This window comes from Kribbella sp. NBC_00482, from assembly GCF_036013725.1.
In the GTDB taxonomy this organism is placed as follows: Bacteria; Actinomycetota; Actinomycetes; order Propionibacteriales; family Kribbellaceae; genus Kribbella.
Window position 1 is genome coordinate 7,020,358 of record NZ_CP107881.1, and the last position, 17,171, is coordinate 7,037,528.

Consider the following 17,171-nt stretch of genomic DNA (forward strand, 5'->3'; position numbering starts at 1 on the left):
GTGCGTCTATTCTGCCTCGACCTGCGGACCGACCCTGTCCGCAGGTCGTCCTACGGTGATCACATGACGACGCTCACGCAGAACCTGCTGGACCTGTCGGACTTCGCTTGGCAACGACTGCGGGACCGGGTCGAAGGTTTGACCGACGCGGAGTACTTCTGGGAGCCGTTCGACGGCTGCTGGTCGGTTCACAAGGCCGACGACGGGTACGCCGCCGACTGGGCCTGGATACCGCCCGCTCCCCCGCCGTTCACCACTCTGGCCTGGCGGATCACGCACATCGCCGACCTGTTGCAGGCCGAACGTACGGCGACCTGGTTCGGGCACGAACCTGTTGCCACGGACGATGAGCCCGCGGTCCCGGGGTCTGCCGAGGCTGCTCTTGAGGCACTGGATCACGCGTACGAGATCTGGCGTCGGCGCCTCGCCGCGCTCAACCAGGAGGACCTCGACCGGCCGATGGGCGAGATCGCGGGCCCGTACGCCGACAACGACGGCACCTCGTTCGCGCTGCACATCCTCGACGAGCTGATCCACCACGGCGCCGAGGTGGGCACCGTCCGCGACTTCTACCGCGGTGCGCACGCCGAAGACCCGTTCGCGGCTGCCCTTGCGGGTGAGCTCACACCGGCCGACCGCCCCGCACTCCTCGCCGAGGCAGCCGCCGCGCAGCGCTGGGAGCTCATCCCGACGCTCGCCGACCTGGGCTTCAGCGTCAACGAACGGACCCCGGACGGCGCGACCGCAGCCCATCTGGCCGCAGGCACCGGCTCGCTGGACACACTCCGGTTCCTGGTCGAGCGTGGCGCGGACCTGTCACTGACCGATGTGCAGTTCCACGCGGACGTACGTGGATGGGCGCAATGGTTCAAGCAGGCAGACGTTGCCGACTACCTCGCGACGGTCCGATCAGGGCCCGAGGCCCATTAGGAGCGGCGGCCCAGTGCGGTGACCACCGACACACCGGCAGTCGTGCTGGTCTGAGGCGTGCTGGTCTCAGGCGTGCTGGGGCGTTGACAGCTCTGCGTGGTTCCTCGGGCCGGCGCAGGTAATGGTGTGCCTTCTGCTTTCAGAACGGTGGCGGGTCGTGAGCTACCTGCCGGGGGCCAGCGGTGGGATTGGCGTCGGGTTGCTGGGTGATCGGGCCACGGGCGGGTGGGACGGTGGTGTACCGATGACCGCTAGGGGTCGTGAGGGTGACGGAGCCGTCAGGGTGAGCGGTGGTTTTCCATCCCCACGCTTTGGTGTCCTTGATGACGTGGTGGTACTCGCAGTACGGCACGAGTCCGGTCAGAGTTGTCTGCCCAGATTGTGCGAACGGGGTGGCGTGGTCGCGGTCGCATTCACGGGAGGTGCGGTTACAGCCGGGCCAGGCACACACCGGGTGGCGGGCGAGCAGGGTTTCGGTGACCAGCACCCCCGGGTCGTGGCGGGTGGTGGAGGCCTCGAGGACAGTGCCGTTGACGGGGTCGGTGAGGAGCCGGCGCCAGGTGCCGTCGGCGGCGATACGGCGGGCCATGTCGGCGGGGATGGGTCCGTAGCCGGTGAGTTCGGCAGGGTCATCGTCGAGGCCGAGCAGGGTCGAGGCTGGGACGACGACCTCGATGTGGGGGCGGCGGCGGTGCTGGTCGGGCAGGCGCCGGCCGAGCCAGTCCAGCCCGTTGCGCAGGATGTGCTCGAACAGATCCGCGGCCGCGTCGGCGCGGCGCTGCTCGGCGGTGCGGACGTCCTTCTCCGCACCGGCATCCGCACCGGCATCCGCAGCAGCACTCGCGTTCGCGCACGCACCGGCATCCGCACTAGGGGCGCTGCCGGTGACGGCGATGTCGTCGGGGGTGGTGCCCGGATTCGGATCGGGTCTGACGTCCGGGGATCCTGGCGCGCCGGCCCGCAGCCCGGAAGCCATCGGCGCGCCGAGCGGAGCGGGGGCGGCGGTGGGGGTGCCGCGTTTGGCGAGGGTGGCCATGGCTTGGATGGTGACCCACATTCGCTGGATCTTGTCGGCGCTGTGCACAATCCACAACCCGGCCATACCGTTGGCCAGCGGGACGACCTTGCAGGTCCGCTCGGCCACCGCGGCGCGGTGATCCTCGGCCGCTTGCACGGTGGTGTGTTTGGCGACCTGGCGGCGCAACGACTCCAACAGGTTCCGATGGGTCTGCTTGGCGGCACGTTTCAGCACATGCGCCTCCACCGCCCGCGCCGCCTCATCGGGCAGAGTGCTGGTGGCCTCGGAGATCGCCAGCGCCTTACCCCAGGTCAGCGCCCCACACCGCAAGCCCAGATGAGTCGCCGACAATATCGAGGTCAGACGCAAGGCCGTCTCCACCCGCCGTCCGACCGTGTCCGGCGACAACCCGAGCGCCAGCGCGATCTCGCCGTTCCAGGACCGCTCCGGGTCGACCGGGCGGCCCTTCGAATCGAGCTGGGTCGGGCGGGGCGACTCGCGATGCTCGGCGCGACGCTGCCGGACGAACGACGCCGTCGCGCTGGTCTTGATCGCCTCGCCGAAGCTGATCAGCCGGTCCGCGGCCTTCATCAACTCGATCAACGCCATCGGCGACATCGCCTCCGGCCGGGTCCCCTCCAGCGCGGCTGCCAGCGCACCGCCGGGCGGCAGGAACACCCAGGCCGGCGCCTCCCGGCGCAGCATCTCCCGCTCGGCGGCGTCCTGTTCGACACCGTCCCACTCCTGCCACTCGAACTCGTCCACCCGCGAGTACCGGTTCCAACCCAGTAACTCGTCCAGCTCGGCGTCCAACTGGTCCTGCTCACTGATCACCGCCGGACCGTCGGGGACCTCGGGATCAGTCGGGTAGACCAGGTCGTCCGGGACGTAGTCGTCGTCCGGCGGCACGTCATCCCAGACGCTCCACGCAGACCGCGCGCCCACTCCGCCTGAAGTGGGCGCTGACAGTTCGGCGGGGACCTGGCGGTCACCGCCGAACTGAGTGATCGGCATCCCTCTCATGTACACATATTAGAACACCTGTTCGATTGAACCAAATCGATGTCCCCGCGGCCCTGTGATGTCTCAGGACATCGGTGACGTTTCGGTCTGGTTTGGGCGCGGTCCACCGGGTCTGCCGTTGCCGACGTAGGTCGTGCCGCTGGGTGCATCGGGAGACCACTGCGTGATCGCGAGACGGGCACGGGGATCAATTGGCACGTTCTTCGACACCGGCGCAGTCGACTGGTCCAGTGGCCCAGCCGTGCGGTGGGGGGACTGCGAGGCGATCGTCCGTGCTAAATTCATGAGAAAGCGCGAGCTCAGTCTCCAGTCGGGGCGCAACGGCGCAAGACGCCGAAAGGGCAAGGCCCACCTACTCCAGCTCAACCCTGGGAGGGACGCCATGCCCATACTCGAAACGTACAAGAAGCAGGCCAAGCAACTCCCGCGCCGGCACCGCGACCGCAACTACTCGGTCGGTAGCCGCATGCGCCAGCTCGAGGCGGGCTACGGGAGCTAGACGGCAACACAGTCGCCTTCGTCGGCTGAACGAAAGCCGCAAGCCGAGTCGGTTGCCTGACACCGGTATCGCCGCGACCCGGCGATCCCGTTCGTTGAATGCGCCCGGCCCTGGCACTCGGAGCAGTCAAGATCCAACCGGCTAGGAGAAGCACAGTATGGCTGTGACAAAGGACGGGCATCCGACGCAGGAGTTGCACACGCTGATTGCGTCCGCACTAGGCAAAGAGCCGATTGACTGGCATCGACCGCACACCGGGCTGTCGGCCGCGTCCTTCGTGGTTGGCTTTGCTGACGGCTCGAGCGCCTTCGTTAAGGCTGCGGTCGATGACCAGGGAGCGAAAGGGCTCCGTACAGAGCATGAGATCGTCTCCAGTATCGAGAGCGACCTGGTCGCTCGGGAGCTGGCCTGGCTCGAGGACGGAGATCGCCCGGTCCTCGTGATGGAGGACCTGCGTGCTGCGCATTGGCCGGCCGACCATGACCCGGTGACGTGGAAGCCCGGTCAGTTCGATCTCCTGTTCGCGGCACTGCGGCGGGTCGGTGAGCTGCCCCCGCCGGCATCCCTTCCGTCGGCCCGGGACGGATTCCGGCCGCAGTGGCCGTTGATCGAGCGCGAGGCGGATGACTTCCTGGCGCTCGGCCTGTGCAGCGAGGCCTGGTTCAACGCTGCGCTCGATGGACTGGTGGAGGCGGAAAGCAACGTCCCGGTCGGGGGTGATGCGCTGGTGCACAACGACGTCCGGAGCGACAATCTGTGTTTCGTCGGTCAACGCGTAGTGCTGGTGGACTGGGCCCAGGCCATTCGTGGGAATCCGCAGCAGGACCTCGCTTCGGCACTCGCTACGTTGCCACTCGAAGGCGGCCCGGATCCGTTCGACGTACTACCTGAAGGAGGGCCTTGGGCGGCCCACATCGCCGGTCAGTGCGCTCGCCGGGCCGCTCACGAGACGCAAGCCCCCCAGTGGCTCCGCATGGTCTTTCAACGTATCGCTGTGATCTGCCTCAGCTGGGCATCCCGATCGCTCGACTTGCCACCTTGGACCGGAGCCCGCTGGAACGAGATCCGCTGACAATGGCAGCTGATCACGCCGGTCGGTTGTCAGGGGACGAAGGCGCGTTGGGAGCGGTGGCGGAAGGTGGTGGGAGTGAGGGCGTGGGCTGTGGTGAAGCGGCGCGTGAAGTAGGACTGGCTGGTGAAGCCGCAGCGGGTCGCGATGGTAGCGATCGTGGTGTTGGTTGCGGCTAGCAAGGATGCGGCGTGCTCTAGGCGGAGGTCGGTGACGAAGGTGGTCGGCGTGACGCCGTACGCCGCGCGCATCGAGCGGGACAGGTGTGCGGGGCTCACGCCGGCTAGTTCGAGCAGGCGCGGTACGCCGCCGCGGAGGTTCTCCTCGGCGCGCATCGACGTACACGCTTTGGCGAGCCAGTCGGGGATCCCTGAGCCGCCGGGGTCGCCGGGTGTCAGTAGGTCGAGAAGGTCGATCCAGAAGCGCAGCAGGTCGTAGGCGGTTGGGGTGTTCTGGAACCGGTCGAGGGCGTGCTCGAAGACCGGTACGGCGGACGGTTGATGGAAGCTGACCGGACCTCGGGACGACCAGGTCGGTGTGCGGGTCAGGTCGAGGAATCCTTGCCAGATCGAGCTCGGGAACGCGACGTTGACAAACTCCAGACCATCGGGCGCCGCGCCGCGTACCGCATGGCGGTCGCTCGGCCGGACCAGTACGACGTCACCGGCCCGCAGCGGCGCGACGCCGGTGGTCAGTAGGTGTTCGCCGCTGCCGGACATGACTCCCATGAACTCGTGGAAGTCGGCGTGCGTGTGCAGTTCGGTGTCGCGGGCACGGGCCGGGATCCGGACGCGCGCCGCGTGGTACGGGCGGCCGAACGCGTGGGCCTCGAAGCGCAGGATCTGATCCACATCAAGACAGTACAAATTCTCGTCGTACGGCTGCTAGTCCGTCCAGGCACCGACCGACGACGCTGGAGGCATGTTCGAAACCGACGGCTATGTCATCTTCCGCGACGTCATCGACCAAGACCTGATCAAGGAAGTGAACGATCATGTCGAGTGGCTGCAGGCCCGCCATCCCGAGGTCCGGCCCGAGCAGCTCGGACACGTCTACCTGCGTGATGACCCGTTCTGGGTCCGGCTGGTGAGCGACGACCGGCTCGTCGACATCGCCGAGAAGTTCGTCGGGCCGGACATCGCGCTGTTCGCGTCGCACTACATCTCCAAGCCGCCGTACTCCGGGCAGCCGGTGCTCTGGCATCAGGACGCCGCGTTCTGGCCGCTCGACCCGATGAAGGTGGTGACGCTCTGGCTGGCCGTCGACCACTCGACGCCGGAGAACGGGTGCGTCCGGTTGATCCCGGGCAGTCACCGCTCCGGGGTCGCCGGGATGCGCGACAACACCGACGTGGAGAGCGTGCTCGGCAAGGAGATCGCGGTCGAGGTCGACGAGTCGCAGGCCGTCGACATGGTGCTCGCGCCGGGCGACGTCGAGGTGCACCACGCGAACATCGTGCACGGGAGTACCGCGAACACGTCGCCCTATCGGCGCTGCGGGCTGACCATCCGCTACATCCCGACGTCGACGAGGATCACCGATCCGGAGTCGCCGTACCCGAGCGCGTTCCACCTGCGCGGCGAGCCGGGGGTGAACAGCTACCAGCCGCGACCGCAGTACGTCGAAGGCCGGCACTTCCCGTTCGCCGGCGCTTCTTGACATGAGAAAAGCCCGCCCCGAGTTCGGGGCGGGCTCTTCGGTGACTCACTCGAGGCAGATCCGGAACGGGTGCCCCGCCGGGTCGGCGTAGATCCGCCAGCCGCGCGCGTTGTCGGCGGGCGGCGGGTCCAGCGGATCGAGCGGCTCGGCTCCGAGGGCGACCACGGTCGCGTGACCGCTGGAGAGATCCTCGACGATCAGGTCGAGGTGAAGGTCCTGCGCGTCGGTGCCGGGCCACGTGTCCGGCACGTACTCCTCCGAGCGCCGGAAGGCCAGCGTCGAGAACCCCAACGACGAGCCGGGGCCGGTCAGGCTCCGCCAGTCCTCGTCACCGTTCTCGTCGATCTCCAGCCCCAGCAGCGCCGAGTAGAACTGGGCGAGCTCGAGTGGGTCCGGGCAATCCAGGACCACCGAGCCGAGCCGCCCGGCAGTACTGCCCGGCTGCTCTGCCACCTGCGTCATCTGTCCTCCACAATCTGTTTCGTCAGCCTGCTCCTCATAAGGGGCAGGTCCGGCCAAGGCCCTCTTGTCGGAAGGCCCGGCCGCCTACGATGACAGGTCGCAGGGACAATTCGCACCTTTCGACACGCGTTCTCGGCCAGTGAGCCGGTCGCTGACAGTGAAGGTTCGGGCGCGCTACCCCTCAGACTGCTGTACGCCGGTAGCACGCCGGCGCTCGCCGAGTTTGCGGATCTTCGCCCGCGTCCCGCAGTCCTCCATCGCGCACCAGCGCCGCGAACCGTTCCGGCTGCGGTCGAGGAACAGCCACCCGCAGCCCCCGTCGTCGACCGGGCAGGCCCGCAACTGGCGCAACTCGACGCCCCGCACCAGCTCGACCGCGGCCACCACCAGCCGATCGGGAATCAACTGCGCCGGCGACGTCCCGACCACCAGCTCCGCGATGCCCCGCTCCCGGCCCGCGTCCGGGATCAGCATCGACCGCGCGGCCGCCGCCGACCAGCGCAACATCAACCGCTCGAACGCAGAACCCTCACTGTGCTTCACGCCGTCGCCCGCGACAACGGCGCCGAACGCCCGCGGCGCGAACACGTCGTACGCCGCCTCACGGATCTCCAGCGTCGCGTTGAGGGACTTCGTGGCCAGCTCCGGCGACGAGCGCCACGTGCCCTCGACGGCACTGTAATCGCGCAGATCGATCAGCCCGATCCGGCGGGACCAGGCGACCAGCTCGGCGGGCGACGTCAGGTAGTCGTGCTCCACAGCACCGCCCCGCACCCGGGGAGTGACCGTGTTCACCAGGTCGAGGGCAGGGTGTCCGCCCACGATGCGGAACTCCGCACGAAAACTGTCGGTCACGGGTGAGATGCTACCACCATAGAATCCTTTACTGGAATCAGGTGCCTCATGCCTCTCTCGTTCCGCCGGGCAAGCCTCGCACTGGTGTTCCTCGGCGTTTCAACCTTCTCGTTCGTGACCGTCGAGGTGCTTCCGATCGGTCTGCTGACCGTGATCGCCGACGACCTCGAGCGATCCCGCTCCCAGATCGGCCTCCTCGTCACCGGGTACGCCGCGGTCGTCGTCCTCGCCTCCATCCCACTGGCCCGGCTCACCCACCATCTACCTCGCCGCCTGGTGCTTGCCGGCACGCTCGGGGTCCTGACCGCTGCCACGGCACTCTCCGCGGCGGCTCCCTCGTACGAGACGCTGTTTGCCGCGCGGCTGGTGATCGCTCTCGCACAGGCGCTGTTCTGGTCGATCGCCCCGCCGATCGCGACCAGCCTGTTCACGCCGGAGTTTCGCGGCCGGGTGATCGCGCGGCTCGCTATCGGTACGGCGCTGGCGCCGATCCTCGGCATCCCGCTCGGCACCTGGCTCGGAGAGCAGGCCGGCTGGCGGGTGCCGTTCGTGGTGATGACGGTGCTCGGAGCGGCCGCCTGCGTCGGGATCGTCGTCCTGCTCCCGCGCACCGAGGTGCAGGACAGTCCGTCACGCCGGGGCAGTTCCCCTGATCTCCGGCGGTACGTCGTCCTGCTGATCGCGTCCGCCGTCGGTGTGACCGGATTCCTGACGTTCAACACGTACGTCACGCCGTTCCTGCTGGACGTCTCCGGGTTCTCTTCCGAGGTCCTCGGTCCGATGCTGCTGGCCAGTGGTGCCGGCGGACTGGCCGGCACACTGATCGTCGGCCGCGTGCTGGATCGGCACCCGTGGGGCGCGACCGTTCTGCCGCTCGGCCTCATCACGGTCGGCCTGTTCGGGCTGTACGCACTGGGACAGGTACAGGTCGTGACGGTCGCGCTGATCGCGGTGATCGGCCTGGCGTTCAGCGGGCTCGCAGTCGCCGTACAGAGCCGGACGCTCCAGATCGCCCCGGGCAGCACCGACATCGCGTCCGCCGGGGCCAGCTCGGCGTTCAACGTCGGCATCGCCGCCGGAGCGTTCGTGGGCGGCGCGCTGATCGACACCACGACTGTGCGGGCGGTAGCACTCGTCGGCGGCTTGCTGACCGCGGCCGCAGCTCTTGTCATGCTCAGCGAACCCCTGCTGGTCCGGCCGCGACGGACCGTGCCAGAGTGCCGGGGTGACCACGCCGTTTGTGAAGAGCCGGCCTGACGCACCTGCGGGCTTCTTCGAGGTCGAGGCGGCTGGTCTGCGCTGGCTGGACGTTCCTGGCGGAGTGCCGGTCGCTGAGCCGCTCCACGTCTCCCCCACTCAACTAACGACCACCAGGTTGAACATGGCTCCGCCAACCGAGTCAGCCGCCGAGGACTTCGGGCGGCGGCTGGCCGTCACACATGACGCCGGCGCCCGCTACTTCGGCGTACCGCCGGACGGGTGGAGTGGCGACGGCTACATCGGCACCGCCCCGTTGCCGCACGCACTGGAGCCAGTGAAGTCGTGGGGTGAGTTCTACGCGAACCTGCGCCTCCGGCCGTACCTACGGGCCGCCCACGACCAGGGCATCCACCTGGACGCCGTCGAGCGCGTCTGCACTCGCCTGGACGCAGGTGTGTACGACGACCCGTCCGACGAGCCGTGCCGGATCCACGGTGACCTGTGGTCCGGCAACGTGCTCTGGACGCCGGACGGCGTACACCTGATCGATCCGGCCGCGCACGGCGGTCACCGGGAGACGGACCTCGCCATGCTCGCGCTCTTCGGGCTACCGCGACTGGACCGCGTACTGCGCGCGTACGACGAGGCGCACCCGCTCAGAGACGGTTGGCAGGAGCGGATCGGGCTGCATCAACTGCACCCGTTGCTGGTGCACGTCGTGCTGTTCGGCGGGGGCTACGCGGCACAGGCGATCGAGTCGGCCAGGCGGTATTGAAGCCTCTTGACGTAATGCCGGGAGCCGCGAACACTTTCGATCATGATTCCGCAGCCCACGGCGCAGCAGGCGCTCACCGACGAGACCTTCACGCTGCAGTCCGACGCCACCATCGGCCTCGATGACTCCTCCGCCCAGACGATCGCCGACCGACTCGCGGCGCAGCTCCGCCGGTCGACCGGTTTCACGCTGCCGGTCCAGCAAGGCACCGGGACGATCACGCTGTCCACCAACGGCCCGGAGTCGTTGGGTGCCGAGGGCTACGAACTTCGCGCGGACGGGGCCGGCGTCACCGTCACAGCGGCGACCGCCGAGGGACTGTTCCGCGGCGTCACCACCCTCCGGCAGCTCCTCCCCGCCACGGCCGAGGCCGACACCGAGCAGGAGGGTCCGTGGGAGATCGCCGGTACGACGATCTCCGACTCCCCGCGCTACGGCTACCGCGGCGTCATGCTCGACGTCACGCGGCACTTCTTCACCGTCGACCAGGTGAAGCACTTCATCGACCTGGTGTCGCTCTACAAGCTCAACCGGCTACACCTGCACCTGTCCGACGACCAGGGCTGGCGGATCCAGGTGGACTCCTGGCCGCGGCTGACGGAGTACGGCGGCAGCAAGCAGGTCGGCGGCGACGCGGGCGGGTACTACACGAAGGCGGAGTACGCCGACCTCGTCCAGTACGCCGCGGAGCACTACATCACCGTCGTACCGGAGATCGACACCCCAGGACACACCAACGCGGCGCTGGCGTCGTACCCCGAGCTGAACAAGGGCGACCAGGCGCCGGAGCTCTACACGGAGACCGAGGTCGGTTTCAGCTCGTTCGCCATCGACAAGGACGTGACGTACGAGTTCCTCGACGACGTGTTCCGGGAGGTGGCCGAGCAGACGCCCGGCGAGGTCCTGCACCTCGGTGGGGACGAGGCCCACTCGACGCCGCACTCGGACTACCTCGCCTTCGTGCCCAAGGCCGCCGAGCTGGTCGTGAAGCACGGCAAGCGGGTGATGGGGTGGCACGAGATCGCCGACGGGCCGCTGCCTGCCGGCACTGTCGTGCAGTACTGGGGCACCGAGGACCCCAAGGCTCAGGTGTTGGCGCAGCAGGCCGTCGAGCAGGGGGCGACGCTGGTGCTGTCCCCCGCGAACCGGGCGTACCTGGACATGAAGTACCACGAGGAGACCCCGCTCGGGCTGCAATGGGCCGGACTGGTCAGCGTGGAGCAGTCCTACAGCTGGAACCCGGCCACGCTGATCCCGAACGTGCCGGCGAGCGCGATCGACGGCGTCGAGGCGCCGCTGTGGACGGAGACGCTCGACGACCTGGACAAGGTCGAGTTCATGACGTTCCCGCGGTTGCCGGGCATCGCCGAGCTCGGGTGGTCGCCGGAGTCCGCGCTCGACTGGACGACGTACCGCGACCGACTGGCCGAGCAAGGTCCGCGCTGGGAGGTGCTCGGCGTCAACTTCTACCGGGCGCCGGAGATCGACTGGCGCTAACCGAGGATGCGGTCCAGCAGCCAGGCTGTGGTCGCGTCCACGTCCTGCTCTGCGACCGTGTGCTGCGTGACGTCGGCGGCGGCGTCACGCACCTCCAGCCGATACACGTACCGGTCCGGCCGCGGCCGCCCGGTGCCCAGGTCCTTGGCCTCCAGTTCGCGGACCGCGGCCTCCAGGCGGTCCGCGTCCGGCTGGCTGCTGGTGTCCAGCTCGCCCTGCTTGGTCAGCCCGGCGAAACCGCCGCTGCGGGTCACGCTGACGATCATTGTTGCCTCCTCGCTCTTCCTGCTGCACCACCGTCAACACCACTGTCCACAGCCGCGCGACACGCCGAGGACTCCGATCAGAATCATGCGCCCATCACCCGGCGTACCGGGCCATTGTCCTTCGTTGCCATCGTCACGTCCGTTCCGTCGGCGGCGAAACAGCAGGTCGGCGCGGGATTTCCGGTTCCGGACCGGCCCTGTGCCGCCCAGAATCGTCCGTGCACGGAGGGTAGCGAGTCGCGACAATCAGCGACACGTGTTTGTGGTCACCCCTACCATCAGGCCGCAGAACGGCTACAGTTATGCCGTTGCAGTTTTGGACTCCCTGACTTTTGCTGTGCTGCATGGCCGGTCTGTCGTCTGGGGCCTTTCGGCGACGCGCGGCTCATGAGGTGTGGGTCGCGGATTGTTAATAGCCATCGAGGAGATAGACAAATGGCTGTCGGTACTGTCAAGTGGTTCAACGCTGACAAGGGCTTCGGCTTCATCACCCCGGATGACGGTGGCGCGGACGTGTTCGCGCACTACTCGGCCATCCAGATGTCGGGCTTCCGTTCGCTGGACGAGAACCAGCGCGTGGAGTTCGAGATCACCCAGGGCCAGAAGGGTCTGCAGGCGGAGAACATCCGCGCGATCGGCACCTGATCGCCCTTCCAGCACACTGACGAGAGGGTCGCACACCACCAGGTGTGCGGCCCTTTCGCCGTCTCACAACAAATGGGGCTCAGCGCAACCGCGGTACGACGTCGGTCGCGATCTGCTCGAGGACGGTTTCGGAGCCGGCGTACACGCCCTCGGTGCGGGGCCAGTGGGTGATGACGTCGGTGAAGCCGAGGGCTGCGGCGCGGCCGACGGCGTCCTCGAAGGCGGCCGGGCTGGAGAGCGCGTAGACCTTGGAGTCGAGGGACAGGTACCTGTCCAGGTGACGGCCCTCGAGGAGGTCGTCGAGGCGGTGGCTGAGGTCGGCGACCGCCGCCCACCAGCTGTCCAGGTCGTCCCCCGCTGCCCCGGTCGTCATCCAGCCGTCGCCGTGCCTGGCGGCGAACTTGAGCGAGCGCGGCCCGTTGCCGGCCAGGACGAACGGGACACGTGGTTGCTGGACGCAACCAGGCAGCGTGCGGCCGTTCCGCGTCTCGAAGTACTCGCCCTTGAAGTCGACACCGTCCGTGGTGAGCAGGGTGTCGAGGAGCCGCACGAACTCCTGATAGCGATCCTGCTTCTCCCGCGGCGCCAGGTCCGGCCCACCCTGGATCGTCGCGTCCAAGCTGCCGCCGGCGCCGATCCCGCACAGGAACCGGCCGCCGGACACGTCGTCGATCGCGAGGATGTCGCGGGTCAGCGCCAGCGGGTGCCGGAAGTTCGGCGAGGTGACGAACGTACCGAGCTTGATCGTCGACGTGACGAGGGCGGCCGCCGTCAGCGTCGGCGTCGTCCCGTACCACGGTGAGTCCTGCAGACCGCTCCAGGTCAGGTGGTCGTATGTCCACGCATGGTCGAACCCGTACTCCTCCGCTCGCCGCCACCGCGGCGCGGCGTCCTGCCAGCGGTACTCCGGCAGGATCGCAATTCCGAAACGCATGAGCGCACCTTACCGAGTGTGGCCGAAAGCACGATTGTTGCGTTTTGCCACGATCTTCGACACGGTCGTAAGGCACTGTCCCCGACACAACCGAACGGAGGCGCGCCTAAGCGAGGCGTGACTTACCTGTGGCGATAGATATCGACAACCAGGCAGACACCCAAGACCCCGCACTGCATCCCGCGATCGCAACACCCCCGCCGCCCGGCAGCCGAAGTCACGGCTCCGGACTCGACCGCGTCACCTTCGGTGTCACCGCGGTCATCGCCCTGGCCTTCGTCGCCTGGGGCATCGTCGACGCCGCCGGTCTCGGGACGGCGTCCGACTCGGCCCTCGGATGGGTCGAACAGAACACCGGCTGGCTGTTCGTCCTGCTGGCCTCCGGCTTCGTCGTCTACGTGATCTGGCTCGCCGCCGGACGGTACGGGCGGATCCCGCTCGGCCGGGACGACGAGGAACCCGAGTTCAAGACCGTGTCCTGGGTCGCGATGATGTTCAGCGCCGGTATGGGCATCGGACTGATGTTCTTCGGCGTCAGCGAGCCGCTCTCGCACTTCACCAGTCCCCCGCCGGGGACCGTTGCGGGCGGGTCGCCGGAGGCCCTCGAGACCGCGATGGCGACCACGTTGTTCCACTGGACCCTGCACCCGTGGGCGATCTACGCCGTGGTCGGGATCGCGATCGCGTACGGCACGTTCCGGCGCGGCCGGTCGCAGCTGATCAGCGCGGCGTTCGCTCCGCTGCTGGGACGCCGTACCGAAGGACCGATCGGCAAGGTGATCGACGGGCTGGCGATCTTCGCGACGCTGTTCGGGTCGGCCGCGTCGCTCGGGCTCGGCGCACTGCAGATCGGTTCCGGCGTCCGGATCCTCGGCTGGCTGGACAACACCGGGAACGCCGTCATGGTCGGCGTGATCGCCGTACTCACCGCGGCCTTCGTGGCCTCGGCGGTTTCCGGCGTCGCGAAGGGCATCCAGTGGCTCTCGAACATCAACATGGTGCTGGCCGTCGTCCTCGCGGTCTTCGTGTTCGTGGTCGGCCCGACCGTGCTGATCCTGAACCTGGTGCCGACCGCGATCGGCGACTACTTCCGCGACCTGGCCGACATGGCCGCACGGACCGAGGCCAGTGGCGGCGACGCGATGGCGACCTGGCTGTCCGGCTGGACCGTCTTCTACTGGGCCTGGTGGATCTCGTGGACGCCGTTCGTCGGCATGTTCATCGCGCGGATCAGCCGCGGCCGCACGATCCGGCAGTTCGTCACCGGCGTACTGCTGGTGCCGTCACTGGTCAGCGTGCTGTGGTTCTGCATCTTCGGCGGTACGGCGATCGATATGCAGCGTGACGGTACGGACATCGCCGGCGCGTCGACGTCCGAGGGTCAGCTGTTCGGCATGCTCGAGCACATCCCGCTGAGTGCGGTCACGACGGTGATCGTGGTCATGCTGGTCGCGATCTTCTTCGTGTCCGGTGCGGACGCCGCGTCGATCGTCATGGGCACGTTGTCCGAGCGCGGTGCGATCGAGCCGAAGAAGCCCCTGGTGATCTTCTGGGGCGTGCTCACCGGCGCGGTGGCGGCGGTCATGCTGCTCGCCGGCGGAGGTGGCGCCGACGCCTTGCAAGGCTTGCAGAACCTCACGATCGTCGCGGCGTTGCCGTTCGCGGTCGTGATGGTCGGGCTTGCGGTCGCGCTGGCCAAGGACCTGCGCACCGATCCCTTGATGTTGCGCAGCGAGATCGGCTCGGAGGCGGTCGAGGCTGCGGTCATCGAAGGGGTCAGCAACCACGGCGAGGACTTCACGCTGGTGGTCAGCGGCAACGGCGAGAAGCAGGACGAGGTGCCTAAGAAGTAGGCGTCGGGAACGTGGCTAGGGAGCTGGTGCCGATGCTTCCTAGCCACACCTTCCCGTCGCGTTCGCGGACGCCGGTGGGCATGTGGAAGCTCGGGTGCTTGGCGCGCAGGTCGTGGACCAGTTCGCCGGTCTCGTCGTACGCCTGGATCTCGATGATGTCCGCAGCCTTCGGCTTCAACGCGTCCGGCAACGCCCACACGACCTTGCGGAGTACAGGGTGCTTGGGCAGCAGCAGATCGAGTACGGCGTTGCGCGGCGACCCGACCGCGACCCAGATCAGGCCGTCGGAGCCGCGGGCGATGTTGTCCGGCAGGCCCGGGATCGCCGCGATCTGCACCGGCTCGGCGCCCGCGGTCGTGAGGTCGAGTTTGTAGAGCCCGTACGTCGCGGTCTCGGCCCAGAAGAGCGTACGGCGATCGCTGCTGAGCGCCACGCCGTTCGGAAAGCCGCGGCCGGTCGCCAGCCGGGTAAGTGCCCCGTCGGGCGTACGGCGGTACACGCTGCCGGTCGTGGAGTGTTCGAGGAGATCGGCCATCCACTCGTCGATGCCGAACCGGGTGGACGAGTCGGTGAAGTAGATCGTGCCGTCCTCGGTGACGTCCGCGTTGTTGCAGAACCGCATCGGGCGGCCGTCGATGTCCGACAGCAAGGTCGTCACCCGGTTGTCCTTGTCGAGCGTCAGCAGACCGCGGTTCGCGTCGCAGATCAGCACCTTGCCGTCCGGCAGCCATTCCAGGCCGAGCGGCCGGCCGCCGGTGTCGGCGAGGGTGCTGATCGTCTTGCCGTCGGCGCTGACGCGCAGGATGCGGCCGTCGTACAGGCCCGTGAGAACGCTGCCGTCGTCGTCGATCAGCGTGTCCTCGGGTCCCGCGCCCGGCAACGCAACGACCTCGACGTCGACGCCCTTCGGATGCCGCACCGGCGGTACGGGCGGCGGGGTCCAGCGAACAGGCGCGATCGACGTCTTCATGGCGCAGACCCTAGCGCGCTGCACCCGTCCGACCACAGGGGGTACGAGGAACGTCGAAGCCCGGACCAGCCGGTCCGGGCTTCGACGGAGTTGCTAGAAGATGACCTCGCCGCGGGCGCGACGGGCGCGGAGCTTCTCGAGGGCTTCGTCGAGGATCTCCTGCGCCTCCTGCTCGGAGCGCCGCTCCTTCACATAGGCCAGGTGGGTCTTGTAGGGCTCGATCTTCGGCGGCGGAGGCGGGTTGTTCACATCGGTGCTGGTCGGCAGACCGCACCGTGGACAGTCCCACTCCTCCGGGATGGCCGCCTCGACCGCGAACCAGGTCGCGGTATCGTGCCCGTTCGCACAGAAGAACACGATGCGCTGCCGGGGCGCGGTGTCGCCGCGCTCCGCCTCGCCCATCGGCCCGGCACCGACCCGGCTGCCACGAATCGCACTGCCACCACCAGCCACGGGAACCTACTCCCCCTCAGCCGAGCTTGTAGAGCAGGCCGAGCGCGACGATGGCGGCGAACCAGATCAGACCGACGCCGATCGTGATCCGGTCCAGGTTCCGCTCGGCGACCGACGAGCCGCCCAGGCTGGACGACACACCGCCACCGAACAGGTCCGAGAGGCCGCCACCGCGGCCTTTGTGCAGCAGCACCAGCAGCGTCAGGAACAGGCTGCAGGCGATCACGACGATCGAGAAAGCGAGAATCACGAGGAGTAGCCTAACTGAAGGTCCAGGTAACGGCAGATGCCGGCGAACTCGTCCACCTGAAGGCTCGCGCCTCCGACCAGGCAGCCGTCGACATCCGGTTGGGCCATGATGCCACTTGCACTGGCCATCTTCACCGATCCACCGTAAAGAATCCGTACCGAGTCGGCGACCGAGGGTGAGATCGTCTCCTCGATCCGGCCCCGGATCGCGGCGATCACCTCCTGCGCGTCCTCCGGCGTCGCGACCTCGCCGGTGCCGATCGCCCAGACCGGCTCGTACGCGATGACGACCTTCCGGACGTCGTCCTGCTTCAGCCCGGCCAGCCCGGCGTCGATCTGACCCAGGCAGTGCTCGACGTGACCGTCGGCCTTCCGGATCTCCAGGCCCTCGCCGACGCACATGATCGGGACCAGGCCGGCCTCGAGCGCCTTCGCGGTCTTGGCGTTGACGACCTCGTCGGTCTCGTCGTGGTACTGCCGGCGCTCCGAGTGCCCGGTCAGCACATAGGTGCAGCCGAGCTTGGTGAGCATCGCCGCCGAGATCTCGCCGGTGTACGCCCCGGAGTCGCGCGTGGACACGTCCTGCGCGCCGTACTTGATCTTCATCCGGTCACCGTCGACCAGCGTCTGCACGCTGCGGATGTCGGTGAACGGCGGCAGCACCGCCACCTCGACCCGCTCGAAGTCGTGCTTCTTGTCCTGCAGCGTCCAGCTCAGCTTCTGCAGCAGGTGCACGGCCTCGACGTGGTTCAGGTTCATCTTCCAGTTGCCCGCCATCAACGGCGTACGGGCAGCTGAGTTGTCGCCTGCCATC

The 17,171-nt window shown here is 68.1% G+C and carries 18 protein-coding genes; 8 read left to right on the plus strand and 10 right to left on the minus strand.

Annotated elements, in window-relative coordinates; all coding sequences use genetic code 11:
• Window positions 1-63 precede the first annotated feature (63 nt).
• Window positions 64-930 carry a DinB family protein gene (locus tag OHB24_RS34060; protein ID WP_327635000.1) on the plus strand — a complete coding sequence of 289 codons (867 nt, stop codon included), beginning with the start codon at window positions 64-66 and terminating at the stop codon, window positions 928-930.
• A gap of 139 nt (window positions 931-1,069) precedes the next feature.
• Here the strand turns inward: OHB24_RS34060 and OHB24_RS34065 are convergent, their stop codons facing one another.
• Window positions 1,070-2,971 carry an HNH endonuclease signature motif containing protein gene (locus OHB24_RS34065; RefSeq protein ID WP_327635001.1) on the minus strand — a complete coding sequence of 634 codons (1,902 nt, stop codon included), beginning with the start codon at window positions 2,969-2,971 and terminating at the stop codon, window positions 1,070-1,072.
• Between the two features lie 662 nt (window positions 2,972-3,633).
• Between OHB24_RS34065 and OHB24_RS34070 the strand changes: the two genes are divergently transcribed.
• On the plus strand, window positions 3,634-4,542 hold the full coding sequence (locus OHB24_RS34070) for a phosphotransferase (RefSeq protein ID WP_327635002.1): 909 nt from the start codon (window positions 3,634-3,636) through the stop codon (window positions 4,540-4,542).
• 29 nt (window positions 4,543-4,571) lie between these two features.
• On the opposite strand, the gene OHB24_RS34075 is transcribed toward OHB24_RS34070, so the two are convergent.
• A complete protein-coding gene (locus OHB24_RS34075; protein ID WP_327635003.1) occupies window positions 4,572-5,390 on the minus strand; it encodes a helix-turn-helix transcriptional regulator in 819 nt (272 codons plus the stop codon).
• Between the two features lie 70 nt (window positions 5,391-5,460).
• Between OHB24_RS34075 and OHB24_RS34080 the strand changes: the two genes are divergently transcribed.
• Complete coding sequence (locus OHB24_RS34080) at window positions 5,461-6,198, plus strand: phytanoyl-CoA dioxygenase family protein (RefSeq protein ID WP_327635004.1); 738 nt, start codon at window positions 5,461-5,463, stop codon at window positions 6,196-6,198.
• 45 nt (window positions 6,199-6,243) lie between these two features.
• On the opposite strand, the gene OHB24_RS34085 is transcribed toward OHB24_RS34080, so the two are convergent.
• Window positions 6,244-6,660 carry a VOC family protein gene (locus OHB24_RS34085; RefSeq protein WP_131296908.1) on the minus strand — a complete coding sequence of 139 codons (417 nt, stop codon included), beginning with the start codon at window positions 6,658-6,660 and terminating at the stop codon, window positions 6,244-6,246.
• A gap of 174 nt (window positions 6,661-6,834) precedes the next feature.
• Window positions 6,835-7,515, minus strand: coding sequence for a CGNR zinc finger domain-containing protein (locus OHB24_RS34090; protein ID WP_327635005.1), 681 nt, complete (start codon window positions 7,513-7,515; stop codon window positions 6,835-6,837).
• 48 nt (window positions 7,516-7,563) lie between these two features.
• Between OHB24_RS34090 and OHB24_RS34095 the strand changes: the two genes are divergently transcribed.
• From OHB24_RS34095 to OHB24_RS34105, 3 genes are read left to right on the plus strand one after another with little or no spacing between them, the layout of a single operon-like run.
• On the plus strand, window positions 7,564-8,772 hold the full coding sequence (locus OHB24_RS34095; RefSeq protein WP_327635006.1) for an MFS transporter: 1,209 nt from the start codon (window positions 7,564-7,566) through the stop codon (window positions 8,770-8,772).
• Window positions 8,741-9,490 carry a fructosamine kinase family protein gene (locus OHB24_RS34100; protein ID WP_327635007.1) on the plus strand — a complete coding sequence of 250 codons (750 nt, stop codon included), beginning with the start codon at window positions 8,741-8,743 and terminating at the stop codon, window positions 9,488-9,490. Before OHB24_RS34095 ends, OHB24_RS34100 begins: the two co-directional genes overlap by 32 nt.
• Before the next feature lie 42 nt (window positions 9,491-9,532).
• Complete coding sequence (locus tag OHB24_RS34105) at window positions 9,533-10,987, plus strand: beta-N-acetylhexosaminidase (RefSeq protein ID WP_327635008.1); 1,455 nt, start codon at window positions 9,533-9,535, stop codon at window positions 10,985-10,987.
• Here the strand turns inward: OHB24_RS34105 and OHB24_RS34110 are convergent.
• Window positions 10,984-11,253 (minus strand): protealysin inhibitor emfourin, encoded by a 270-nt coding sequence (locus tag OHB24_RS34110; RefSeq protein ID WP_327635009.1) that lies wholly within the window; start codon window positions 11,251-11,253, stop codon window positions 10,984-10,986. The genes OHB24_RS34105 and OHB24_RS34110 overlap by 4 nt on opposite strands.
• A gap of 435 nt (window positions 11,254-11,688) precedes the next feature.
• Here OHB24_RS34110 and OHB24_RS34115 point away from each other — a divergent pair, with 435 nt between their 5' ends.
• Window positions 11,689-11,898, plus strand: a complete 210-nt coding sequence (locus tag OHB24_RS34115) for a cold-shock protein (RefSeq protein WP_134115893.1) — start codon at window positions 11,689-11,691, stop codon at window positions 11,896-11,898.
• Window positions 11,899-11,977: 79 nt separating this feature from the next.
• Here the strand turns inward: OHB24_RS34115 and OHB24_RS34120 are convergent, their stop codons facing one another.
• Complete coding sequence (locus tag OHB24_RS34120; protein ID WP_327635010.1) at window positions 11,978-12,832, minus strand: LLM class flavin-dependent oxidoreductase; 855 nt, start codon at window positions 12,830-12,832, stop codon at window positions 11,978-11,980.
• Window positions 12,833-12,960: 128 nt separating this feature from the next.
• Here OHB24_RS34120 and OHB24_RS34125 point away from each other — a divergent pair, with 128 nt between their 5' ends.
• Window positions 12,961-14,685, plus strand: a complete 1,725-nt coding sequence (locus tag OHB24_RS34125; RefSeq protein ID WP_327635011.1) for a BCCT family transporter — start codon at window positions 12,961-12,963, stop codon at window positions 14,683-14,685.
• Here the strand turns inward: OHB24_RS34125 and OHB24_RS34130 are convergent.
• The 4 genes from OHB24_RS34130 to tpiA all read right to left on the minus strand — a co-directional run bounded on the left by OHB24_RS34130 (window position 14,675) and on the right by tpiA (window position 17,170).
• A complete protein-coding gene (locus OHB24_RS34130; protein ID WP_327635012.1) occupies window positions 14,675-15,655 on the minus strand; it encodes an SMP-30/gluconolactonase/LRE family protein in 981 nt (326 codons plus the stop codon). The two genes, OHB24_RS34125 and OHB24_RS34130, sit on opposite strands and share 11 nt — an antisense overlap.
• A 93-nt stretch (window positions 15,656-15,748) precedes the next feature.
• Window positions 15,749-16,108, minus strand: a complete 360-nt coding sequence (locus tag OHB24_RS34135) for an RNA polymerase-binding protein RbpA (RefSeq protein WP_327635013.1) — start codon at window positions 16,106-16,108, stop codon at window positions 15,749-15,751.
• A gap of 16 nt (window positions 16,109-16,124) precedes the next feature.
• Window positions 16,125-16,358, minus strand: a complete 234-nt coding sequence (gene secG, locus OHB24_RS34140) for a preprotein translocase subunit SecG (RefSeq protein WP_327635014.1) — start codon at window positions 16,356-16,358, stop codon at window positions 16,125-16,127.
• On the minus strand, window positions 16,355-17,170 hold the full coding sequence (gene tpiA, locus OHB24_RS34145; RefSeq protein ID WP_327635015.1) for a triose-phosphate isomerase: 816 nt from the start codon (window positions 17,168-17,170) through the stop codon (window positions 16,355-16,357). Before tpiA ends, secG begins: the two co-directional genes overlap by 4 nt.
• Window position 17,171: the final 1 nt, after the last annotated feature.

Bases quoted from the DNA above. Each gene is read 5' to 3' on its own strand.
- OHB24_RS34060 (WP_327635000.1), top strand. From the start codon at position 64: ATGACGACGCTCACGCAGAACCTGCTGGACCTGTCGGACTTCGCTTGG.
- OHB24_RS34065 (WP_327635001.1), bottom strand. From the start codon at position 2,971: ATGAGAGGGATGCCGATCACTCAGTTCGGCGGTGACCGCCAGGTCCCC.
- OHB24_RS34080 (WP_327635004.1), top strand. From the start codon at position 5,461: ATGTTCGAAACCGACGGCTATGTCATCTTCCGCGACGTCATCGACCAA.
- OHB24_RS34085 (WP_131296908.1), bottom strand. From the start codon at position 6,660: ATGACGCAGGTGGCAGAGCAGCCGGGCAGTACTGCCGGGCGGCTCGGC.
- OHB24_RS34095 (WP_327635006.1), top strand. From the start codon at position 7,564: ATGCCTCTCTCGTTCCGCCGGGCAAGCCTCGCACTGGTGTTCCTCGGC.
- OHB24_RS34105 (WP_327635008.1), top strand. From the start codon at position 9,533: ATGATTCCGCAGCCCACGGCGCAGCAGGCGCTCACCGACGAGACCTTC.
- OHB24_RS34110 (WP_327635009.1), bottom strand. From the start codon at position 11,253: ATGATCGTCAGCGTGACCCGCAGCGGCGGTTTCGCCGGGCTGACCAAG.
- OHB24_RS34115 (WP_134115893.1), top strand. From the start codon at position 11,689: ATGGCTGTCGGTACTGTCAAGTGGTTCAACGCTGACAAGGGCTTCGGC.
- OHB24_RS34120 (WP_327635010.1), bottom strand. From the start codon at position 12,832: ATGCGTTTCGGAATTGCGATCCTGCCGGAGTACCGCTGGCAGGACGCC.
- OHB24_RS34130 (WP_327635012.1), bottom strand. From the start codon at position 15,655: ATGAAGACGTCGATCGCGCCTGTTCGCTGGACCCCGCCGCCCGTACCG.
- tpiA (WP_327635015.1), bottom strand. From the start codon at position 17,170: ATGGCAGGCGACAACTCAGCTGCCCGTACGCCGTTGATGGCGGGCAAC.